General features: G+C 41.0%; 22 protein-coding genes. 11 read left to right on the forward strand and 11 right to left on the reverse strand.

What is annotated here, in order from left to right:
• Window positions 1–175 precede the first annotated feature (175 nt).
• The 4 genes from FR932_RS10245 (at window position 176) to FR932_RS10260 (ending at window position 4,456) form a co-directional block, all read left to right on the forward strand.
• On the forward strand, window positions 176–1,081 hold the full coding sequence (locus FR932_RS10245; RefSeq protein ID WP_019440521.1) for an acyltransferase: 906 nt from the start codon (window positions 176–178) through the stop codon (window positions 1,079–1,081).
• Between the two features lie 282 nt (window positions 1,082–1,363).
• Window positions 1,364–2,344, forward strand: a complete 981-nt coding sequence (locus tag FR932_RS10250; protein ID WP_019440522.1) for a tripartite tricarboxylate transporter substrate binding protein — start codon at window positions 1,364–1,366, stop codon at window positions 2,342–2,344.
• A gap of 68 nt (window positions 2,345–2,412) precedes the next feature.
• Window positions 2,413–2,910: a tripartite tricarboxylate transporter TctB family protein gene (locus FR932_RS10255; RefSeq protein ID WP_019440523.1), complete on the forward strand. Its 498-nt coding sequence runs from the start codon at window positions 2,413–2,415 to the stop codon at window positions 2,908–2,910.
• A gap of 10 nt (window positions 2,911–2,920) precedes the next feature.
• Window positions 2,921–4,456, forward strand: coding sequence for a tripartite tricarboxylate transporter permease (locus FR932_RS10260; RefSeq protein ID WP_019440524.1), 1,536 nt, complete (start codon window positions 2,921–2,923; stop codon window positions 4,454–4,456).
• Between the two features lie 142 nt (window positions 4,457–4,598).
• Here the strand turns inward: FR932_RS10260 and FR932_RS10265 are convergent, their stop codons facing one another.
• Window positions 4,599–5,288 carry a response regulator gene (locus tag FR932_RS10265; protein WP_019440525.1) on the reverse strand — a complete coding sequence of 230 codons (690 nt, stop codon included), beginning with the start codon at window positions 5,286–5,288 and terminating at the stop codon, window positions 4,599–4,601.
• Window positions 5,275–6,858 (reverse strand): ATP-binding protein, encoded by a 1,584-nt coding sequence (locus FR932_RS10270; RefSeq protein ID WP_019440526.1) that lies wholly within the window; start codon window positions 6,856–6,858, stop codon window positions 5,275–5,277. Before FR932_RS10270 ends, FR932_RS10265 begins: the two co-directional genes overlap by 14 nt.
• A gap of 382 nt (window positions 6,859–7,240) precedes the next feature.
• Here FR932_RS10270 and FR932_RS10275 point away from each other — a divergent pair, with 382 nt between their 5' ends.
• Window positions 7,241–8,770: a methyl-accepting chemotaxis protein gene (locus FR932_RS10275; protein ID WP_026032078.1), complete on the forward strand. Its 1,530-nt coding sequence runs from the start codon at window positions 7,241–7,243 to the stop codon at window positions 8,768–8,770.
• On the opposite strand, the gene FR932_RS10280 is transcribed toward FR932_RS10275, so the two are convergent.
• Genes FR932_RS10280 through FR932_RS10290 form a run of 3 tightly spaced genes read right to left on the reverse strand, consistent with a single transcriptional unit; the run spans window position 8,759 to window position 11,270 of the window.
• Complete coding sequence (locus tag FR932_RS10280) at window positions 8,759–9,649, reverse strand: LysR family transcriptional regulator (protein ID WP_019440529.1); 891 nt, start codon at window positions 9,647–9,649, stop codon at window positions 8,759–8,761. The genes FR932_RS10275 and FR932_RS10280 overlap by 12 nt on opposite strands.
• Window positions 9,650–9,689: 40 nt before the next feature.
• Window positions 9,690–10,913, reverse strand: coding sequence for a cation:proton antiporter (locus FR932_RS10285; RefSeq protein ID WP_019440530.1), 1,224 nt, complete (start codon window positions 10,911–10,913; stop codon window positions 9,690–9,692).
• Window positions 10,914–10,928: 15 nt separating this feature from the next.
• Entirely contained in the window at window positions 10,929–11,270 is a 342-nt protein-coding gene (locus tag FR932_RS10290; RefSeq protein ID WP_019440531.1) for a DUF4144 family protein, read from the reverse strand.
• Between the two features lie 191 nt (window positions 11,271–11,461).
• Between FR932_RS10290 and FR932_RS10295 the strand changes: the two genes are divergently transcribed.
• Window positions 11,462–12,118, forward strand: a complete 657-nt coding sequence (locus FR932_RS10295) for a 2OG-Fe(II) oxygenase (protein WP_019440532.1) — start codon at window positions 11,462–11,464, stop codon at window positions 12,116–12,118.
• Between the two features lie 267 nt (window positions 12,119–12,385).
• On the opposite strand, the gene FR932_RS10300 is transcribed toward FR932_RS10295, so the two are convergent.
• Complete coding sequence (locus FR932_RS10300; RefSeq protein ID WP_019440533.1) at window positions 12,386–12,760, reverse strand: YybH family protein; 375 nt, start codon at window positions 12,758–12,760, stop codon at window positions 12,386–12,388.
• Between the two features lie 211 nt (window positions 12,761–12,971).
• Here FR932_RS10300 and FR932_RS10305 point away from each other — a divergent pair, with 211 nt between their 5' ends.
• On the forward strand, window positions 12,972–13,886 hold the full coding sequence (locus tag FR932_RS10305; RefSeq protein ID WP_019440534.1) for a LysR family transcriptional regulator: 915 nt from the start codon (window positions 12,972–12,974) through the stop codon (window positions 13,884–13,886).
• A gap of 34 nt (window positions 13,887–13,920) precedes the next feature.
• Here FR932_RS10305 and FR932_RS10310 read toward each other — a convergent pair whose 3' ends face one another.
• Window positions 13,921–14,127 (reverse strand): 2-hydroxymuconate tautomerase family protein, encoded by a 207-nt coding sequence (locus tag FR932_RS10310; RefSeq protein WP_019440535.1) that lies wholly within the window; start codon window positions 14,125–14,127, stop codon window positions 13,921–13,923.
• A gap of 259 nt (window positions 14,128–14,386) precedes the next feature.
• On the reverse strand, window positions 14,387–14,992 hold the full coding sequence (locus tag FR932_RS10315; RefSeq protein ID WP_019440536.1) for a hypothetical protein: 606 nt from the start codon (window positions 14,990–14,992) through the stop codon (window positions 14,387–14,389).
• A gap of 200 nt (window positions 14,993–15,192) precedes the next feature.
• Between FR932_RS10315 and FR932_RS10320 the strand changes: the two genes are divergently transcribed.
• Entirely contained in the window at window positions 15,193–15,531 is a 339-nt protein-coding gene (locus FR932_RS10320) for a hypothetical protein (RefSeq protein WP_019440537.1), read from the forward strand.
• Between the two features lie 59 nt (window positions 15,532–15,590).
• On the opposite strand, the gene FR932_RS10325 is transcribed toward FR932_RS10320, so the two are convergent.
• Entirely contained in the window at window positions 15,591–16,085 is a 495-nt protein-coding gene (locus FR932_RS10325) for a YcxB family protein (RefSeq protein ID WP_019440538.1), read from the reverse strand.
• A gap of 151 nt (window positions 16,086–16,236) precedes the next feature.
• Window positions 16,237–17,127: a DMT family transporter gene (locus tag FR932_RS10330; RefSeq protein WP_019440539.1), complete on the reverse strand. Its 891-nt coding sequence runs from the start codon at window positions 17,125–17,127 to the stop codon at window positions 16,237–16,239.
• A 172-nt stretch (window positions 17,128–17,299) separates the two neighbouring features.
• Here FR932_RS10330 and FR932_RS10335 point away from each other — a divergent pair, with 172 nt between their 5' ends.
• Window positions 17,300–18,082 (forward strand): YdcF family protein, encoded by a 783-nt coding sequence (locus FR932_RS10335; RefSeq protein ID WP_019440540.1) that lies wholly within the window; start codon window positions 17,300–17,302, stop codon window positions 18,080–18,082.
• A gap of 86 nt (window positions 18,083–18,168) precedes the next feature.
• Here the strand turns inward: FR932_RS10335 and FR932_RS10340 are convergent, their stop codons facing one another.
• On the reverse strand, window positions 18,169–19,779 hold the full coding sequence (locus FR932_RS10340) for a cation:proton antiporter domain-containing protein (protein WP_019440541.1): 1,611 nt from the start codon (window positions 19,777–19,779) through the stop codon (window positions 18,169–18,171).
• A gap of 352 nt (window positions 19,780–20,131) precedes the next feature.
• Between FR932_RS10340 and FR932_RS10345 the strand changes: the two genes are divergently transcribed.
• Complete coding sequence (locus FR932_RS10345; RefSeq protein ID WP_019440542.1) at window positions 20,132–20,479, forward strand: metalloregulator ArsR/SmtB family transcription factor; 348 nt, start codon at window positions 20,132–20,134, stop codon at window positions 20,477–20,479.
• 8 nt (window positions 20,480–20,487) lie between these two features.
• Complete coding sequence (arsB, locus tag FR932_RS10350; protein ID WP_019440543.1) at window positions 20,488–21,570, forward strand: ACR3 family arsenite efflux transporter; 1,083 nt, start codon at window positions 20,488–20,490, stop codon at window positions 21,568–21,570.
• Window positions 21,571–21,613: the final 43 nt, after the last annotated feature.

The raw sequence follows: 21,613 nt of genomic DNA on the forward strand, positions 1-21,613 counted from the left end.
GTGTGATATATCACAATAATTTTAATTATTTTTACAGGACAGCCTTTTAACTGCTCCGACCTTTAGTTAAAGAGCATTGTTTTGTACATAAAGTGGTAGTTAAATATTGAGTAGTGTTGATCTGCGCAGTAGTATAGACGCTCTATTTTTATTGATCGTCATTTTAGGAAGTGTTATGTCATCTTTACGCGGCTGTTTAGCCTTTGTATTGTGGTTGGTTAACTTACTTTTTTGGGTTATCCCAATTATGATTTTAAGCCCAATCAAATTACTACCAATTAAAATTATACAAAGAATCTGTTCTTCATTATTAGTCTTCTTTGCCAGTAGTTGGATCCGCGTAAATGGCGTAATCGAACACTTTATTCATCCTGTTAAGATCCATGTGCACAATGCTGACATCGAGCTGTCTGAAAAAGAATGGTACATGGTTATTGCGAATCACCAATCTTGGGTTGATATACTGATCTTGCAACGTGTATTAAATAAAAAGATCCCCTTCTTAAAGTTCTTCTTAAAGAAAGAACTTATTTTTGTGCCCTTCTTAGGCATGGCTTGGTGGGCATTAGACTTCCCTTTTATGCGCCGCTACAGCACTGCACAACTAAAGAAAAATCCCAAATTACGCGGTAAAGATATTGAAGTAACACGTAAGGCTTGTGCTAAATTTAAATCAAGCCCAGTGAGTGTGATGAATTTTGTGGAGGGTACCCGCTTAACCACAGAAAAACACAGCAAACAAAAATCACCGTTCAAGCATTTGTTAAAACCAAAAGCAGGTGGACTCGCATTTGCACTGTCTGCATTAGGTGAACACATTCAGAAAATTGTTGATGTTGCTATCTATTACCCAGGTCAAACTCCCAGTTTTTGGCAATACCTGTGTGGTGAAGTGAAAGATGTGCATGTACATATTCGCGTAGCAGATATTGATGACAAGATGCGTGGTGATTATCAAAAAGATCGCGCATTTAAAATTGGCTTTCAGCAACACCTCAATGATGTTTGGGTAGAAAAAGATGCGATCTTAAAGACGATGGCACAAAGCCATAAAGCAGACACAGATAAAACCGCACTCTAAAGTAAATAAACATTTCGTATATAACTAAAGCCGCCTAATTTATGCTTAGCAATAAATCAGGCGGCTTTTTTCGTCTCTACCCTGCCGTGAACTTTATGAACAAAATACCCTAAATGTTATTAATTGCCTTTATTTACACTTTCCTCTTCGTCACAACAAAGTGAGCAACATTTACTTAACATACACCCCGTAAGCGTTAACCAAATAACCAATAAAAACGCCAGCTATTAACATTCAATGTTAAATTCAACTTTTCAACAATGAACACAAGGAATGGAAACCATGCTAAAGCAATTTAGAAAATGTGTAACCTCATCACTTATTGTCGCCAGTATTGCCACGCTATCATCAGCGGCTTGGGCTGCTGATTTAGAAAAAATCCACTTTATCGTACCTGGTGGTGCAGGTGGTGGCTGGGACATGACAGCCCGAGGGACTGGTGACGTATTAATGAAAGCCGACTTAGTTGAAAAAGTCTCTTACCAAAACCTTTCTGGTGGCGGTGGCGGTAAAGCGATTGCTCACATGATTGAGACCGCTGCACGTCAGCAAGACACTTTAATGGTTAACTCAACACCGATAGTGATCCGTTCTTTGACAGGTATTTTTCCACAATCATTCCGTGATCTAACCCCTGTTGCAACAACGATTGCCGATTATGGCGCAATTGTCGTGGCAGCAGACTCGAAATTTGAAAACTGGTCACAAGTTGTGACTGCATTTAAAGAAAATCCACGAAAAGTGAAAATTGCCGGCGGTTCTGCGCGCGGTAGTATGGATCATCTGATTGCAGCAGCCGCATTTAAAGGTGAAGGATTTGATGCCCGTAAAGTACGTTACATCGCTTATGACGCCGGCGGTAAAGCAATGGCCGCGGTATTATCAGGTGAAACACCACTACTTTCAACCGGTCTAGGTGAAGTACTGGAAATGTCGAAAAGTGGTCAAGTGCGTATTCTTGCAATTACAGCGCCTGAACGTCTAGCTGCGGCGCCAAATGTACCAACACTAACAGAGATGGGGAATGAAACCGTCTTTGCTAACTGGCGTGGATTCTTTGCTTCACCGGGTATCAGTGACGCCAAAGTCGCCGAGTGGAACAAAGTATTAGCTGAAATGTATAAAACAGATCAATGGGCAACAGTGCGTGATCGTAACGGTTGGATTGATAATTACAAAGCAGATAAAGACTTTTATGCATTCTTAGAACAACAAGAAGAGCAAATGGGTGCCTTGATGCGTGAGTTAGGTTTCCTAAAATAAACTAACTCATCACCATAATATAGCCACAGTAATCATACACTGTGGCTTTCTTTTACATCGGAGCCCCCATGCAAACAACACCTTTACCGCGCTTAAACCGAGATCGAGTCAGTGGATTAATATTCCTGCTTGTCTGCTTAATCTACGGATACCAAGCTACCCAGATTCAGCTTTTCCCTGGTGACGAATATGAGGCCTTTACGGCACGTACTTTACCCTATTTACTGACCGCCGGTGGCATTATCATGTCACTGCTGCTTATTGTCATGTCACCGACTAACGCTTGTAGTACCAGTGCTTGCGAAAATAACAATGAAAGTAGTTTAGATTGGCGCTTACTTAGTGCCTTCGTTGCTTTAATGACCGCCTATGGTGTCGGTTTAACCTGGCTCGGGTTTGTATTAGCCACCAGTTTGTTCTTATTAGTCGGTTTTTGGCTACTGGGTGAGCGCCGAAAAGCAGTATTGTTCGGTGCATCTTTTCCTTTTGTAACTGTATTTTGGTTACTACTAACCAAAGTTCTGGATATTTATCTTGAACCTGGTTACCTCTTTTTAAGCTTCTAGGACGATAATTATGTTAGATGGAATTTTAGCAGGCTTATCCACAGCAATCATGCCAACCAACTTAATGATGGTGATGGTCGGCTGTTTTGTCGGTACTTTTATTGGTATGTTGCCCGGTCTTGGGCCAATTTCTGCGATTGCGTTAATGATCCCCATTACTTATGGACTTGATCCATCTTCGGGTATGATCTTAATGGCAGGCGTTTACTATGGCGCCATTTTTGGTGGTTCAACATCTTCAATTCTGATCAATGCTCCCGGTTGTTCATCCACCGTGGTTACGGCATTTGATGGCTATCCATTAGCCAAAAAAGGTCAAGCCGGTAAAGCATTAGCACTTGCAGCTTACGCGTCATTTACTGGTGGTACCTTATCGGCAATAATGTTATTAATCGCTGCTCCTGCGTTAGCCAAAGTGTCATTAAGTTTTCAATCATCAGATTATTTTGCCTTAATGCTCGTCGGACTTTCTGCTGTAGCTGCATTTGCGGGGAAAGGTCAGGTATTAAAAGCCTGGATGATGACTATTTTTGGATTAATGCTTTCTACTGTCGGTATTGATAAAGGCATTGGCGTTGAACGCTTCACCTTTGGCCTAACCGATTTGATGGATGGTTTTAGCTTCTTATTATTAGCAATGGCGACCTTTGCCCTAGGTGAAATACTATTCAGTATTTTAAAACCGGAACCAGATACGTCAGCTGAAGAAAACAGTGCCTTATCTGAAATCGGTAGCATGAAAGTAACAAAAGAAGAATTTAAAGAAGTCGCTCCCGTAGCAGCCCGTTCTTCTATTCTGGGTTTCTTTGTCGGGGTATTACCCGGTGCTGGCGCCACAATCGCGGCCTTCTTAAGTTATGGCTTAGAGCGTAATCTAGCCCCTAAAGATAAACGAGATGAATTTGGTAAAGGCAGTATTCGTGGCCTAGTTGCCCCTGAAGCCGCCAATAATGCCGCATCAAGTGGTTCATTTGTACCTCTGTTAACACTAGGTATACCAGGTTCTGGAACCACCGCGATTATGCTCGGTGCCATGATCTCTTACGGTATCCAACCAGGCCCGCGTTTGTTTGTCGATAATCCAGAGATTTTTTGGTCCGTGATCATCTCAATGTACTTCGGTAACCTCGTATTGATGGTATTGAATCTACCGCTGATCCCATATATTGCCAAATTACTTGCAGTACCAAGAACGGTATTACTGCCAATGATTATCTTTTTCTCGATCACTGGCGTTTATCTGGTTTCCTTTAATACTGTTGATGTGTTTATTATGATCTTAGTGGCGGTGATCGCCATATTCCTCAGGCTTGCGTCCTTCCCCTTAGCACCGTTATTACTGGGCTTTATTCTGGGTGGCTTGATGGAAGAAAACCTACGCCGTTCATTAATGATCAGTGATGGTGAGCTAAGCTTCTTATGGGAACGTCCAATAACACTGACTTTCACTGTTATTTCAGCCTTAGTACTGGTTACACCGATACTGCTAACCGCATTTAACCGTCGCCGTGCAAAGAAAGCTGTATTTGTTGATGAGTGTGATTAACAATAACGTGATTCGTCATCCTAGGCGTCATTGGGACTATAAATAATGTGAAAACAAAAACAGCGCTCAAAGCGCTGTTTTTTTTCATTTAATTATTAGTTTATAGTCCATAACATTAACCAATAGTTTGCATGAATACCTACTATCTAACTTGTTTCTTATAGGTTCTTTCAGGACGCCCTACTGTGCCATAGTTTAAATCAGCTACCAGCTCACCAGTACTAATCAAGTGTTCTAAATACCGTCTTGCCGTGGTACGGCTAGCACCAATTAATACCCCTGCATTATCCGCTGTAATATCTGCATGTTCAGCAAACAAACCACGTACTTTATCCAAGGTGACACTATCAATACCTTTCGGTAAACGTGATGTAGCAGGGCTTTTCACGCTAACAGAAATCATCGCATCGACCATATGTTGATCAACATCATCAAGATTAACAAATTGGTTTTTCTGTTTAAGATACTTATTCAATGATTCTTCTAAACGTGCAAAAATCACCGGTTTTAAAATGTAATCAACCACCCCACCACGCATTGCTGCTTGTAATGTATCCGAATCACGGTCTGCTGTAATTAAGATAACATCACATGCATGCTGCTGTTGGCGTAAATCACGCAGAATATCCAAGCCATTACCATCCGGTAAATACACATCTAGTAAGATTAAATCGGGCGTGAGAACATCAAGCAGTACTTCAGCTTCGGCTTTTGTCGTGGCAATCCCGATGATGTCTAAGCCATCTATTTTCATTAGATTGCGGCGGTGGATCTCAGCGATACCCACATCATCCTCAATGATTAATACTTTAATCGTATTAGTTGATGTCATGTTTAATATCCTTACCTGCATGCTGTTTTGGTAAATACACCGTCATTCTTGTTCCTTTATTATCAATACTTTCCATCATTAACTGACCGTTATATTGGTTAATGATTTTATCAACAAGATGCAGTCCTACGCCTCGGTTACTTTCCGATTTACTTGAAACACCTTGCTTAATTAATTCTTGCTGAGCGATACCTTTAGGTAAGCCACAGCCATTGTCTTCAACTTCCATGATGATTTCATCACCAAAGTCAGAAATACTAACAGAGACTTGTCGTTCCGATTTGAGCGTATTACTACTAATACAAGCATCAAAGCCATTATCGATAAAGTTACCTAATATAGTGACCAAGTCCTCTGCACGAATGTGCTCAGGTAGGGTCAACAGTTGTGAACCGTCATCTATATCTAATAATAGCCCTAACTCCCTCGCTCTTTCACTTTTACCCAGCAATACACCCGCGATCACAGGCTCGTGAATCGCCTCACGTAAAAACTCAATTAAGTGTTGATAGCGCTCGGTTTCCTGTCCAATTAAACCCAGTACATCGTCATATTTACCGAGGTGGATAAGACCACTGATAGTATTAAGTTTATTACTGTGCTCATGGGTTTGCGAGCGTAACAAGTCTGAGTATTCACGCACTTGTGATAACTGTTTAGTTAGCTCGCTGATCTCATCTTTAAGACGAAAACTCGATACTGCGCCCACAACCTGATTATCAACAATGAGAATTTGCCTGTTTGCTACAATAGCTTGGCCTTTAATCATCATTTCAACATTATATTGGTTAGCTTTGCTGGTCAAAATTTCAGTTAAGTTATTCTCCGGCAATACTGCATCCATGCGATGGTTCAGCACATCTTCCGCTTTCACCTTAAAAATATCACAAGCACTGCGGTTAATAGAACGTAAGTAACCATTTGCATCAATACTCACCACCCCTTCTTTAATCGTACTTAGGGTAACTTCAAGTTCCATATATAAACGGCCGAACTCTTCAGGTTCAAAGCCAAATATCGCATTTTGAAATTTCTTCGCGGTAAAATTAGAGATCAAGGCGTTAGTCAGTACCACTAACGCAATCATAATCAGCAAAAAGATAAAAAAGTGATCAGCTTTACTCTCAATACTCGTCAACAGGTACCCCACCGAGACGACCCCGATAATATTACCATTGCTATCAATAACTGGCGTCTTGCCTCTGACTGAGCGGCCTAATGAACCGTTGGCAACCGAGACATAAGATAGGCCTTTTTTTAAGGCGCGATCATTATCATCGCCCTTCATCGGCTTACCAATACGTTCGCTGATAGGATGAGATAAACGGATACCGTCTTTATTACCGACGACAATAAATGCCGCACCGACCGACGCGCGTAAATACTCAATTTTCTCTCGAATGAGTTCAGGGTTATTGGTTTCTATCGCTCTATTTACACATGGCGATGTAGACAAAAATTTAGCAATACCAAGGGCATTATTACCACTGTCTTGCTCTTCCCAGTGCTTTAAATAGACAAACCCAGCAATAGATAAGATCAATAATTTAACAATACCAGACAAAGTCATGATCAATAATAAACGCCGTCTAAAGCTTAATTTCTGCCAATTAAACAAGGCGTTATTTTTAAATAATTGCGATCATGCCAGTAAAACCGATGATAAAGAGAAGCTAATGATAACATTAATCCGTATTTATAACTCGGAATTAGCATAAACTCTGCTTAACACCCTGTTCAGTAAAATAGTATTAACATTATTATAAATTCTGTCCTGCTAAAGCCTTGATTTAAAAATAGTGAACAATAATATAGTGAGTAATAATATATTTACACTAATTTAACTTTTGATACGCAATTATCAAAAAAACTAAGGTATCATGTTCCTATTAAGAGGCATGTTAAATACCTATTTATATACGAAATACGGCGACAACGGAGATAAACAAGTAATGAATAAAAGAAACACTCAGGTCATTGATGAAGAAGTTTCATTTGATGTGCAAGATGAATTAGTTTCTACCACCGATAATCGGGGGATCATTACATACGCTAACGCCACGTTCTGCCAAGTCGCAGGTTTTGAACTTGAGGAATTAGTTGGTAAAAATCATAATATTGTCCGACATCCTGACATGCCAACCGCCGCATTTAAAGACCTTTGGACAAACCTACAAGCCGGTAAACCTTGGCGCGGCGCAGTTAAAAACCGTTGCAAAGATGGGCGTTATTATTGGGTTGATGCCTTCGTTACCCCAATCCATGAGCAAGGCAAATTAGTCGGTTATCAATCTGTTCGTAAGAAACTGGCCCTTGAAGATAAACAAAGAGCAATATCAGCCTACACCACTATCAATAACGGTAAAAATTTATTTCAGTGGTACCAGCGCCCTGTCTTAAAGCCACTGACGTTTTCAGTCATGAGTATACTGCTCTTATTTTTCGGTCAGAACATGCCTTATTTAAATATCGCATTACCTTTATTGCCCTTTATCATATTTTATAATGAATTAATTACAGTGCCACGCTATTTCTCCAGCTTGAAACAACGTTATGATAGTGTCTCACGTTATGTATTTTCAGGGTTTAAACCACAAGGTATTGTCGACTTTCAGTTGAAGATAGAAGAAGGCAAGATCCAAACAATTCTAGGCCGTGTGGTTGATAGTAGTCGTGCTCTTGAGGCAGGGGCTGATAACCTCACCGCTGCCGCACACCAAGCGAAAGAAGGTGTCGAGCAAGAAACAGCTGAATTACATCAAGTGGCAACTGCAGTAACAGAAATGGCATCAACTATTGCTGAAGTCTCACAAAATACACTATTAACATCAGAGAAAGTACAACTCGCCCACGATGATTGTGAAAGTGCCACACAAGCCATGTCAGACACCATGCTACAAGTCGGCCAACTCGCTACGGATGTTGCACAGTCTGCGGCATCTGCCAGCATGCTATCGGACGAAGCTCAGAAGATCAGCACTATCATGTTAGAGATCCGCGGTATTGCAGATCAAACCAACCTGTTGGCACTCAATGCTGCCATTGAAGCCGCTCGCGCTGGTGAACATGGACGTGGATTCTCGGTTGTTGCCGATGAAGTGAGGGCATTATCGACGCGTAGTCATAAAGCCACAGAACAAATTCAAACGTCGATTAACGAAATTCAACAAACCTTAGTCAAGTGGTCTGCAACCATGCAACAAGGGAAAGAAGCTGCCGAGTTGTGTGTTGATGAATCACAGCGAACTCAAACCATGATGCAAAATGTATATGGTGCTATCACGGATATTTCCGATCTAGCAATTCAAATATCCAGTGCCTCGGAAGAACAGAATATGGTGTCACAAGAAATCAGCCGCAATATTGTTAATATCAGTGATGCATCACAACACAATTTACAACAAACCGAGTTGGTAGAGCGTGAAGCCGATGATATTAATACCAACTCTAAATCACTAGCGGCTTTGGGCTTAACTTTTTAAGTGTTGTTTAAGGTAATCTAAGAAAACCCTGATCTTAGGCGATATAAGATCTCGCTTTAAGTACAGCGCATACGTCGAACTTAGTCGTTCATAAGGACTAAAACGGTGTTGCGCGAGTACTTGCACCAAACTGCCATTGATTAACTCACTATTCACCGCCCAGCGTGCAGCTAACACCAAACCGGCATGGTTTAATACCAATTGCTTTTGACCATTCACGGAATTAACAATCAAGCCTTCTTTGATCGCCAGCTTACGCGGTTTATCATCCATCAAATACCAATCACGCCAGCCACTATAACCATAACAAATACAGTTAAAATTGATTAAATCATCCGGAGTATCAGGCGTGCCATGTGCGGCTAAGTATTGCGGTGTTGCACACAACAAAAAATCATTATCAACTAACTTACTGGCAATTAGGTTAGAATCTGGAATGCGCCCACTGCGAATGGCGATATCGGCATTGTCCTCGACTAAATCAACCACTCTTTCTGTCAGTTCTAACTCAATATTTACATCGGGATAAGTCTGCATAAACCCGGGTACCAGTGGTAATACACATGATTCGCCAAAACCCACTGTCATACTGACTTTTAAATTACCTTTTGGGCTTTGCTGTAAGTCATTCACCGCGCGGTTGGCTTCATCCAATTCAGCAACAATACGTTGTGAATAGTGATAATAAGTAGAACCTGCCTCTGTTAAGCCTATATTACGCGTAGTGCGGTTGAGCAAGCGGATCCCGAGCTCAGTTTCTAACGCAGCTAGCTGCCTTGAGATTGAAGATGGCTGTACGTCAAAAATGCGACTTGCCGCAGAGATACTGCCCGTCTCCACTACACAATTAAAATAGTGCAGTCGTGTGATCATACTCATTAACTGGTTTACCTTGTATTATAGCCAAACTTGTAAAGATTCACTCAACAGCGTGAGGTTTTTTACTGTATAAATTTGCAAACGGTTGAGCGCTGAGTCCATGAGCAAAAATACTCATCAGAATAGTTAAGGTAACAATGGCATAAACAATCTCAAAACCACCGTTATGATCATCCATATCACCGACTTCATGCGCCACAATTAATACATAGAGAATTGAGGCGATGCCACGTGGACCAAACCAGGCTATAAACACGCGACTTGCCATGTCTAACTTAGTACCCACTAATGAAATAATCACAGGTAACATGCGCAACACCGTCAGGCTTAACAAGGCATAAATAACAACATTTAAGCTAATATCATGCAGTGTTAATGGCACAAACGCTAACCCAAACAAGAAAAAACTAATGAGGATGAATAACTCCCCTTCACTTTCAGCAAACTCTTCAATATGTACTCGCGCTTGCTGGCTGGTATTGCCAATATACAAACCGGCAAAAAACGCGGCAATAAAACCATTGCCTAATAATTCTTCAGCAAGGTAGAACGCCAGAATAGCCAGCGCGATTGGGATCAAGTTTTGGTAGCTTTCTTCTATCCAGTGATGTTGAATCGCTTTATTTAATAATTTCGCACCAAGATAACCCACAATACCACCGACTAACATACCAAAGACGATTTGCTCGGCCACATACCAAACCCAATCGAAATTCTCAGATTTAGCCATACCGCTGGTTATCAACGCCACAACAGTCAAGATCACAGGAAATACAATACCATCGTTCAAGCCACTCTCTACATTGATACTTGAGCGGATAGTTTTCGCTACTTTCGGATCAGTTACCACTGCCTTACCTAGCGCCGCATCAGTTGGCGTTAACAATAGTGCGAGTAAAATCATGTAGGTAAGCGGTTGTTCTGGGAATAACCATACTGCAGCAGCAGTGCCAGCAATAATGGTCAAAGGCAACCCGATAAACAGTAATCTTGCAGGTATTTGCCACGAACGTCGCAATAACTGAAGATCTAACAATGCCGCATCACTGAATAATACCAATACCAGTGCAATTTCAACCAACACAGTGACAAATTCAGCATCAATTTCCACCGCGGTAATGTTCAATCCAAACGGTGAACAAATAAGTCCCAATACAGTAAACACCATAGGACCGGATATACCATATTGCGCAAGTTTTTTGGAAATAAAACCATAAAACAAAACGATCAAAGCAATAATTAAAATAACTACGTGTTCGTCCATGACTAAAACTCCAACCTAAAGTGAATGAATGTCTTTGACCATCGCAATCACTTGCTGATGGGTCTTAGCGTTTATTTTTGCTGAACAACAATAATTTTCCATAACCGCATGCTTACGGACTAACTCGACAAACTCGGGCACTTGAATTGGTTTGTTCAAACAAAAAAACAGCTCATCCTCTGTCACATAGTTAGTCATGGGTAATGAAAAAGTAGCGCCTGAACCATCGATTAACCGATCTTCTATTTCATAATTAGCTTGATTCAAGTCAGCGTCATTTAACCACTCCGTTAATGACTCAACATAAATAAGTTCGTCTTCACCGTGATACTTGATCACTGCTGGCCAGTTTATCATTTGCAGGTTCCTTACATGCTTAGCTATTAGCATATGTTAATAGGCTACTGTAACAGCTTGTTATTCGCATTTCAGTTATCAAATTCAGATACTTAGCTTTTGGTCTAGATACCTATCTCGACAATAGTTATTTTTTATCATATTTATGTGGCTGAAACTGGGTATAATGCAGCCATCATCACCTCACATAAATGACCAATGTGGAAACAGAACAAATAACCTCAAAGAATAACTTTCGTGCCACCATGGATACCATTTTAGATAATATCCATGAGCATGGCTACGCTGTCATCGAAGATGCATTTCCAGAAGGTGTTATTGAAGCATTACTGGTAGATTGCCTTGAAAACCAACCTGATTTTAAAGCCGCGGGTATAGGTCGTCATCAAGATTCACAATTAAACAAACAAATACGTAAAGATAAAACGTTATGGTTAACAGGCTCAAGCCCTGCACAAACTGATTTTATGGCGCTAACGGATGAGATTAGACTGGAAGTAAACCGTAACTTTTACTTAGGTTTGTTTGATTACGAATGTCATTACGCAAAATATGAAGTAGGTGATTTTTATCAAAAACACCTAGATGCGTTTAAAGGTAAATCCAACCGTGTATTCACGACTGTCTGCTATCTCAATACACCCGATGCTGGCGGCGAGTTACTTGTCTATGCACAAGATTCGGATGATGTGATCGCACGCGTGTCACCAAAAGCAGGTACCTTGGTGGTATTTGAAAGTGAACGTTTTCCGCATGAAGTACTTGCAGCTGAGTCTGAGCGTTATTCAATTGCAGGCTGGTTTAGAACGAACAATTCAATTGCAGGCACGATAGATCCAACGTCATAGGCTGTTATCAATACAGCTGTACAACTGCAATTACGAGCCTATATACAAAACTATATACAAAACTATATACAGAACTATATACAGAACTATATACAGAACTATATACAGAACTATATACAGAACTATAAGCATAAAAAAGACGAGTGATATTGCTATCACTCGTCTTGTTATTTCATTCTTTCAAGCGCTCTGTTTAACACTTAGTTCAAAACTATTTCTTCAAACCTTATCTCAAACCAGCCTTCAAATTAACACTGAAAATAGCGTTTAGCGTTCGCCTTGAACTTCAAAATCATCAGCTGCTAATAACGCGCTGCCATCTGCTTGAATACGCCATTGTTCGTGATGAACTTCGCCAAATGCTTTATTCATTGTCCATTTAGCTGTTAATACATAGCTGTCGTCATTCATCGCTACCCATTCAATGTCAGTGTAATCAACATCGTTAAAACCTTGGTCGATGATACCTTGCCAAAATGTTTGGATCTCTTCACGACCAGTGAATGTGCCAAACGGACGCGCGTGCATCACAGTGCCTTCTTCATATTGCGCGGCACAACCTGCTGCATCTTGACTGTTAAAAGCTGTCTGCCATGCTGCGATTGCTGTTTTACATGCTGTTAAGATTTGATCTTGTGTCATTGTTCTTGCTCCGATGAAGTATCTGGCTGTTATATAAGTGTTTAGTTCTTCTCTTATATAAGTGTCTAGCTATTGTGTAAGTCTATGGCGTTACTTTAGCGTTATAATTAACAAACAAAAACAGACTAATCAGAAAACACTGTTAAGATAAACAGAACAATAGCCATAGTGAATAACCAACACGCTAGATGACATTAGGTAAGCATAAACCATGAGTAAATTAAAACAAATGACGGTATTCATGTATGTCGTCCAACTCGGTTCGATAACCAAGGCAGCAGAAAAGCTCGATGTATCCAAGTCGGTTGTCAGCCAACACCTTAAACAATTGGAGTCAGAGCTTGCTGTTACCTTGCTTAAACGTACTACGCGTAAGCAGATCCTGACAACCGCAGGTGAGCACTTTTACCAACAATGTTGCACCATGCATGAATTGGCCGAGCAAGCTTGGCAAGACGCCCAACAATTACAGTTAACGCCGCAAGGGTTAATCAAGATCACTGCGCCGCATGCGTTAATGGATCATTTGGTGTTACCCGCGCTACACGAAGTATTTCATGCCTACCCAGACGTTCAATTGGAATTAATTAGCCATGATGGTCGCTCTGATTTGATGCAAGAAGGTATTGATATAGCGATACGCGTTGGCGAGTCGAAGACAAGTAATCTTAAGCAAAAACGTATTGGTGATTTTAGGGATGTGCTGTGTGGTTCTGTCGCAACGATTAACAACCACCAAGCAGATATAGCGGCATTAGAAGTGGATAATATCAGATACGTTGCTAATCACTGGCAAGAAAAGTCGATTCATCACAGCTTTAGTTGTAAAAACAGTCGCGGTGATAAAAGTGGCTCTAATCGAAATGGCTCGCCACGCTTTGAACTTAACTTTAAAACCCATCATAAGGCTAATACCCTGCCCACTTGTTTGAGTATGCTAGAGCAAGGTTTTGGTGTGGGTATTATTCCGGACTTTATCTTTGCTAAACATAAGCATACATTGGCAGAGTTATTACCAGACCATCAACTCAACAAGGTCAATGTCTATGCATTGCATTCTTATCAAGCTGCGGTACCGATTGGCGTGACGATGGCGATAAAGGCTATTGCCAAGCGTCTTGGGTAATTGCTAATGCCTATTTATATAACGAGATATAACGTTAAGTTTTAGCTTTTTGGCGGAGTTCAGTTACGACTTCGCCACCAATTCCCCAATTGTCTGTATTCACTTCGTCGATAACGACAACGGTGGTTTTCGGATTCTTCCCTAATACATCCACCAGCAATTGCGTTGCACCAGCGATTAACTGGGCTTTTTGCTCTTTCGTTACTTGTTCATCAGTGATTTTAATATTGATATACGGCATAGTGTTGCATCCTGCATTACTTTAGAGGTAATAACTTTACCTGAGATATAGTATTTATGCTATTGGCAGTGTTGGTTTTTTAGGAGCTTGGCTTGGTGGTGCTCTAAGCCATTACTGGATATAAATGGCTTAGGGCTTACGATTCAAAGAGTATGCTTCGCATTACTAAAAGTCTAGCTAAATTGAGATAAACGCCTGCGTGTGGGGCGCCGAAGGTGTTTCAGGCGGCCGCTGTAGCCATATGAATTTGAGATGGCTACTACTCAACTGGAGACAGATCTTTTGGGTACTTGCCACCTGTCAGACAGACTATTCCACCGAGCATTCCATTGTCATACCTGACTCTTCCCGCTGAGTCTGAATCTGCTTTGCTATCAACGCCATCAATCTGCACATTGACCTGACGGGTTGTTTCGCCAGGCATCAGCCAGATGCAGGCAGAAATAGAGCAGGATCCTGATGATTTTCTACAGCCGTCCGGCGAACTGCCTTTTACCCAGTCGGTGCCGTCTTCTTTACTGAGCAGTTGAGCTGCATTATAAACCGGGTGATCAATATACTGCTCGCCGCCGAGCCAGTAGTCCTTATACGGAATATAGGGACCTTTCCAGCCAGGAATACCAGGATTCTCAATCAGGTGATCAATTTTCAGATAGCCATAAGCAGGGTTTGTATCGGATGTAATAGTAAGCTCTTCACCGGTATCTTTCGCGTACTGCTCTGCCGCACTCAGGAGTTTCTGCAGATCGTTGATAACAACCGTCGCTTTTTCAGTGTGGTCAGTAGCGTATGAAACTGAGCTGATACCCAGCCATAAGCTGACGATAAGTATATGGCTGGCGGATTTTATAGCTGCTTTAAACAAGGCACTTCTCCTAGTCAGGGTAAAATTCGATATAGATGATTTATTTTGGTTGTTAACGTCAGTGATCCTGTCAGCTGTTTATACTGACATGTGTCAAGTTGACCTAATGAATGTCCGGAAATAACTTTAGCAACTAAATCTCTACTACATTATCCCCTAATAGTGATAAAATCTCCGCACCAAAATAACCGAGAAACTCTATGTTAATCCATCATGTTAACGGCATCGACTGGCTGGTGATTACAGCTTTTGAAGAACTGAAAACTATATTTATCGAAGAAGCTGCTGCGATCACCTTCTGCTTTTCTACCGCCAGCGAGTTGAACCTGATTGATCAAGCCAAGCGCACTTATGGATACTTGCCTACACTCAGGGGCGTAATTACCGATACCGGCACTTTTCAAAGCCAGGATAACGCAGAAGATTTGAACCCACAGCTTGCCTGCCTAGTTGAAGGGCGTGGTCGGGTATTTATCTATCACGGCGGTTTTGTGGCTTTTGTGGATGACGAGCAAACCTTTATTACCCGAATGGACTGAAAATTATTCAGCTAGCCTATATGTGGCTAGCCAAATCCTCTACTTTGCACGCATTGACGCTAGTTCATTTTTGATACTGCGTGCTGCTCTACCATGAACGCAATCACTTCATCACTTAGGCAAGATTTACTAACGTATTGGCGCTGTTTTCCCATATGCAGGATAAACCCTAAATCGGTTTGTTGAAGTTGGTCGATTTCAGTCCATGCGATATTGCGGGTATTTTTACCGTTTTTATAGCTCACACCGTTAGTGTCACCCTGAAATACCACTTTGCTGCCTGAGTTCAAGCTGAACTTTTGTCGGCATAACCACCAGCTTCTCTTAAAATAAATACTGAACACCTCAATGATACTCAAAGTAATAAAGAACCAACCAACGTAACCGCTGGGTAATAGCTCAAACTTCACTAAAACCACACCAAAAATAAGAAACATTATTCCTTTAAGATAGGCTTTTGGAAATTTAGCAGGACGGTTAGTTTGACCATAACACTCAGCAAAAAAGGGCTTGTCGAGGGTGTATTCTGTGGTGAAATCAAAATCTTTAGACATATGTGACTACTTTGAACTTTTCTGTGAATGAGTATCCATGCTGCGATCTCGCAACTCGAGTATTGTATAACTTTTGATGCTTTTCTTTAGCTGTTTTTATCCTCTTTGTAAATCTAAGACTTAGCTATATTAAAATGCAGTCCACCACATGCTACTTACGATTAAAATACTGAGTATTCGCAAACCAAACACCAATGCTCACCGCAGCCATGGCAATAACCAGACTTAACTTAGCAGGTTCATCAAACACAAATAACGCACTGATACCGGCAATCACTGGCACCATTGCCATCATAGTGCCCATATTCGCTGCGCCAATAATCTGCACCGCGCGTACATACAACAGCATTTGCACTATCGTTGCCATGAACCCTTGATAAAAGCTTTGTAATAACATATCGCGCCACAATCCAGCATTAATCAATTCCAAGCTGATATTAGTCGGTAGAAACAGCAAGTAAATAGGCATGTAAATACTACAGGTGATCATTGCGAGGCTCGCGGTCGCTTGCCATGGCGTGACCTGCCAGCGGCTCAACAATACCGAGAATATGCCCCAGCAGAATGCTGCTCCAGTCAGGCTTAAATGACCAATAAATAATGCCCCTTGCGCGAGGAACTCTTGTAAAAACAATACCGCAATACCAGAGGTAATAATGCCAACACCCAGCCACTTACTCCACGGATGACCCTGTTTATTTATTATCACCGACAACACAATAATCATCACGGGGATCAAGCCAGGTAACAAAACCGCCGACTGTGAACCCGGTGTCGTCTCAAATCCTTGAAAGGCAAATAGCGCATAACCTAAACCGCCAAACAAACTGCAAATCACAAATTTGGGCTGCCATAGCTTGAATCGAAACTTAAAAAACCAAAAAGGCAATACTAAAGCTGCACACGTAGCATAACGAATGGCAATAACATCATAAGACAGCAACTCGCTGATCCCGCCCATGCGTGATACTAAAATAAACCCTGACCAGATCAGCACTGCACCAAATGCAGCCAAATACCCCTGTCGTATTGAATTATCCATAATCGTCCTTAATTAGCTTATGTGTCACAGTATACAGAGCAAGATGCTCATATTAATATTAAATTTCAGTTATTTAAAAGCATCCGACCAGACGCCTAAACAATGATAAATTATTTTATTGCTTTATACTGCGATGAGATTTTGTGTTTCCCGACTTCAACAAGGACAATCAATGAGCCTACTGCTTATCTCGTTACTGATCGTTATCTTATTATTACTGCGTTTCTTTAACTTTAATCGTGCTAAATCAGTCGTATTATACAGCACTGTATTACTCACCCTACTTATCAGCACCGGTGTTATTCCTAAATACTTACTAGATAAACTACAGCAAGACTATGCCACGAAAGCACCGATTCAATGGCAGGACAATAACGCTATTATTCTGCTCGGCGCAGGCTTAGAAAAAGTCGAAGATACTGTTAATAATAAACATAATGTTGACAGTATCGAACCACCTTTTCATGCGTTTGGACGCATCCATGAAGCGGCTAAACTTTACAACGAATGTATTGGCACTGCGCAAGAATGTAAGATCATTGTCAGTGGTGGTGACACCCACAAACTAGGCACAACAGAAGCTGCTGTGTATAAAAAACGTTTAGTGCAAATTGGCATTGACGCGACTGATATTATTACCGAATCAAACAGCCTTAACACCTGGCAGAACGCGCAATTTACCAGTGAAATACTCAACAAGGGTAACTTCGACAATAGTGTGTTAGTTTCATCAGGATTACACATCAAACGTAGTCAATTGTATTTTGAACACTTCGGCGTACGTGCAACACCTATCAGAGCCGATTATATGTCAGCACAAGTGTCATGGCTGCCATTGGGTTATAACTTTGCCCTGACTGATTTTGCCTTACACGAATGGATTGGTTTTTGGCGATATGATATCTATAACATGCTTGGTGCCAATCAAAAACGTGTTAACGCAGGCGACGCTTAAGTAAAAGCAGCTAAGTCACTAAAAAATAACAGACTAAGGTAACGAACAACGAATTAAATCATACCCGTTACCTTAGTCTCATTACGTTATGACTTCTCAGTCACATGTGGTGTTGCAATACTTAACTCAGTCCAAACATGGTGAGCAAAACCAGTACCCGCTTCTTGGTACATGTTATATACAGGGTTAACACCAAGCGCTCTCAGCTCATCCTCATCACTCTTGAAGTGCGCTAGTGCTGCCACTTGGAAGCTGCAACGTTCCATTCTGTGCAACTGCTCTGCCGCATAGTGATTACCATGGTGATCGGGCATCGCTAATAACACTAATTTAATGTTATCAGTCATTTCCAGCTTATTCCAAAAATCCGTATCCAGTGCATCACCCGTGATAACACGGCGACCTAGCTCCATATGATTCAAGGTCTTTTGATTATTGTAATCAAGCCCTAATACCTTATCACCGTATTGCGTTTTCAATTCATCATAGGCACCTGTACCGATACGACCCATACCCATAACTAATATTTCCGCATCACCCAGTGACACAGGACGATCGTCGATGTGTAAATCTGTCGCCTGAAAATGCGCGAGCTTGTTAGTAAAGCGGTTATAGATATCATCAGCATACTTATTCAGTAACGACGCAATCACAAAGCTCATCGATACCGCTAGCGCAGTAATGATCAACCAATCCTGTGATAACCAACCTTTATACGTCGCCAGAGCGGCTACAATCAAGCCAAATTCACTGTAGTTAGCCAGTGAGAATGCCGCAAACAGTGATGTACGTGCACGTAGTTTGAATCTGGCTAAGGTAACGAAGTACAAGGCTATTTTACCAAATAATACGACTGCTAAAATTGCTGCGACAAACAAGTGGTCTACAGTCGGTAATCCACCTAAACCAATGCTCAAGAAGAAACAAATCAAGAGCATTTCTTTCATATTAAACAGCGCTTTCGCCATCTGTTTTGCACTCGCATGTCCGGCTAATAACATACCTGCAATCAAGGCGCCAAGATCAGCTTTCATGCCAACAGATTCGAACAAACCTGCGCCCAACACAAGCGCAAGGAAAATACCGTACAAGACCAATAATTCGCCATGGCCAACTCGGTCTAATAATTTAAATAATAAAGGTCTAATTAATGGTAGGGCTAACAGGATCACTGCAAATAACGACGGGATCTTACCAACTGATACGGTTAAGAATACCACAGCAAAGATATCTTGCATGATCAGGATACCAATCGCGATACGACCATAAAGTGAGTTGGTTTCACTTTTTTCTTCGAGGATTTTAACGGCAAATACCGTACTTGAAAAACTCAATGCAAACGCAACAAGCACAAGTGCAAAACTATCGAGGTTAGTAAAGAAAGTTAAACCGACCTGCTTGAGAATAAATAATACCACGGCGTAAAAAGCGATACTGGCAAAGATATGTATACTTGCACCGCCCCACACTTCAGCTTTAAACAAGGTGCGTATATCTAACTTCAAGCCAATCGAAAACAACAGCAAAGTCACACCAAGGTCAGCAAATGTTTGTAATCCTTCAGTTGCTTCAAAACCATAAAAATTAAGCGCAAAACCCGCTAATAGGAAACCAACCATAGGTGGTAATCCCGTAAGATTAACTAACATGCCAAAACTGAACGCGGTGGCAATAAAAAGTAAAAGCGTAGTATCCATTAACGAAGCCTATTTAAGGTGAACGAGGTGCTGTCACCCGCGATATGATAACCGTGAGCATGACCCGTATTAACATTTATGATTTAAAATAAAACATAAACTTAGGTCACTAATTTTAAGATAATTAATGAAATAGAACAATCTCTTTATACTACTTAAGCATTAATTTTATGTTAGATATAACGAATATTTATATCAGCCTTATCTATTTAACCTTATCTATATGCCTGAGACTTTGCTTAACACTTTACTTCACAAAAAAATAATATAACATTTTACACATATAACGTTTGACGCATATTACTTTTTGCGCATATACTATATAACAAAACACACATATAAGCGAAGTAATATGGAACCAACACAACTTTTTAAAATTCTCTCTGACGAAACGCGACTCAGAATATTAATGTTAATTGATATTGAAAAAGAGCTCTGTGTATGTGAATTAATTTCAGCCGTAACAGCAAGCCAACCAAGTATTTCACGTAATTTAGCGCAACTACGCAAGTCAGGCTTACTCATTGATAGAAAATACAAACAATGGGTTTTTTATGCCATCAACCCTGCACTACCTACATGGCAAAAAACAATCTTAGATCTGAGTTCACAACAAAATAACAGCTTAATCAATGCTGATATACAGCGATTAAATGACATGGGCAAGCGCCCTGCACGTACACAACAACACTGCGGTTAGAGGCAAAAATGGGTATATTTGAACGTTATTTATCAGTTTGGGTAGCACTTTCTATCGCTGCCGGCGTTATTTTAGGCGCTTGGCAGCCACAAGCATTTCAGGTTATTGCGGGTCTAGAAATCGCACACGTTAACTTGGTCGTCGCAGTATTTATTTGGGTAATGATTTATCCTATGATGGTGCAAATTGATTTTGCCGCCGTTAAAGACGTTGGTAAAAATCCAAGAGGGCTAATGCTAACTGTCTTTATTAACTGGATCATCAAGCCTTTTACTATGGCTGCATTTGCTTGGTTATTTTTCAAAGTCTTCTTTGCCGACATGGTTGATCCTAATTCCGCGCAAGAATACATAGCAGGTATGATTTTACTGGGCGTTGCACCTTGTACAGCAATGGTATTTGTTTGGTCACAACTGACGAAAGGCGATGCCAATTATACGTTAGTGCAAGTATCTGTGAACGATATCATTATGGTGTTTGCATTTGCGCCTATCGCGGCATTCTTACTGGAAGTCAGTGATATCAATGTACCTTGGGAAACCTTGTTACTCTCTGTTGTGCTCTATGTTGTTCTACCTTTAATTGCAGGGGTTCTGACGCGAAAAAGACTAAATAAATCAGATGACAAGGAAGCTATCCAACATATCTTAGCGAAGTTAAAGCCTTGGTCTATCTTAGGCTTACTGGCGACCGTGGTGCTATTGTTTGGCTTTCAGGCCAATACCTTGATTAACGATCCGACAACCATTGTACTGATTGCGATCCCACTGGCGCTACAAACGTACATGATCTTTGCGATTACATTTTTTGCTGCTAAGAAATTAAAATTGCCGCATAACATCGCTGGGCCAGCGTGCTTAATTGGTACATCAAACTTCTTTGAGCTTGCTGTCGCTGTGGCTATCTCATTATTTGGCTTACATTCTGGTGCGGCACTGGCTACAGTGGTTGGTGTACTGGTCGAAGTACCGATTATGCTATCACTGGTGGCAATCATTAATCGTAGCCAGGGTTCATTTGACAGCTCAGTCGATAGTTCATCCGGTAACGCATTCGACAATTCACCGACAGTTAAAAATCTGAATGACTAAACTGTTCATTAACGCGTAATCAAAATCGACACATTTAATTTAA

It is taken from the genome of Moritella marina ATCC 15381 (assembly GCF_008931805.1).
In the GTDB taxonomy this organism is placed as follows: domain Bacteria; phylum Pseudomonadota; class Gammaproteobacteria; order Enterobacterales; family Moritellaceae; genus Moritella; species Moritella marina.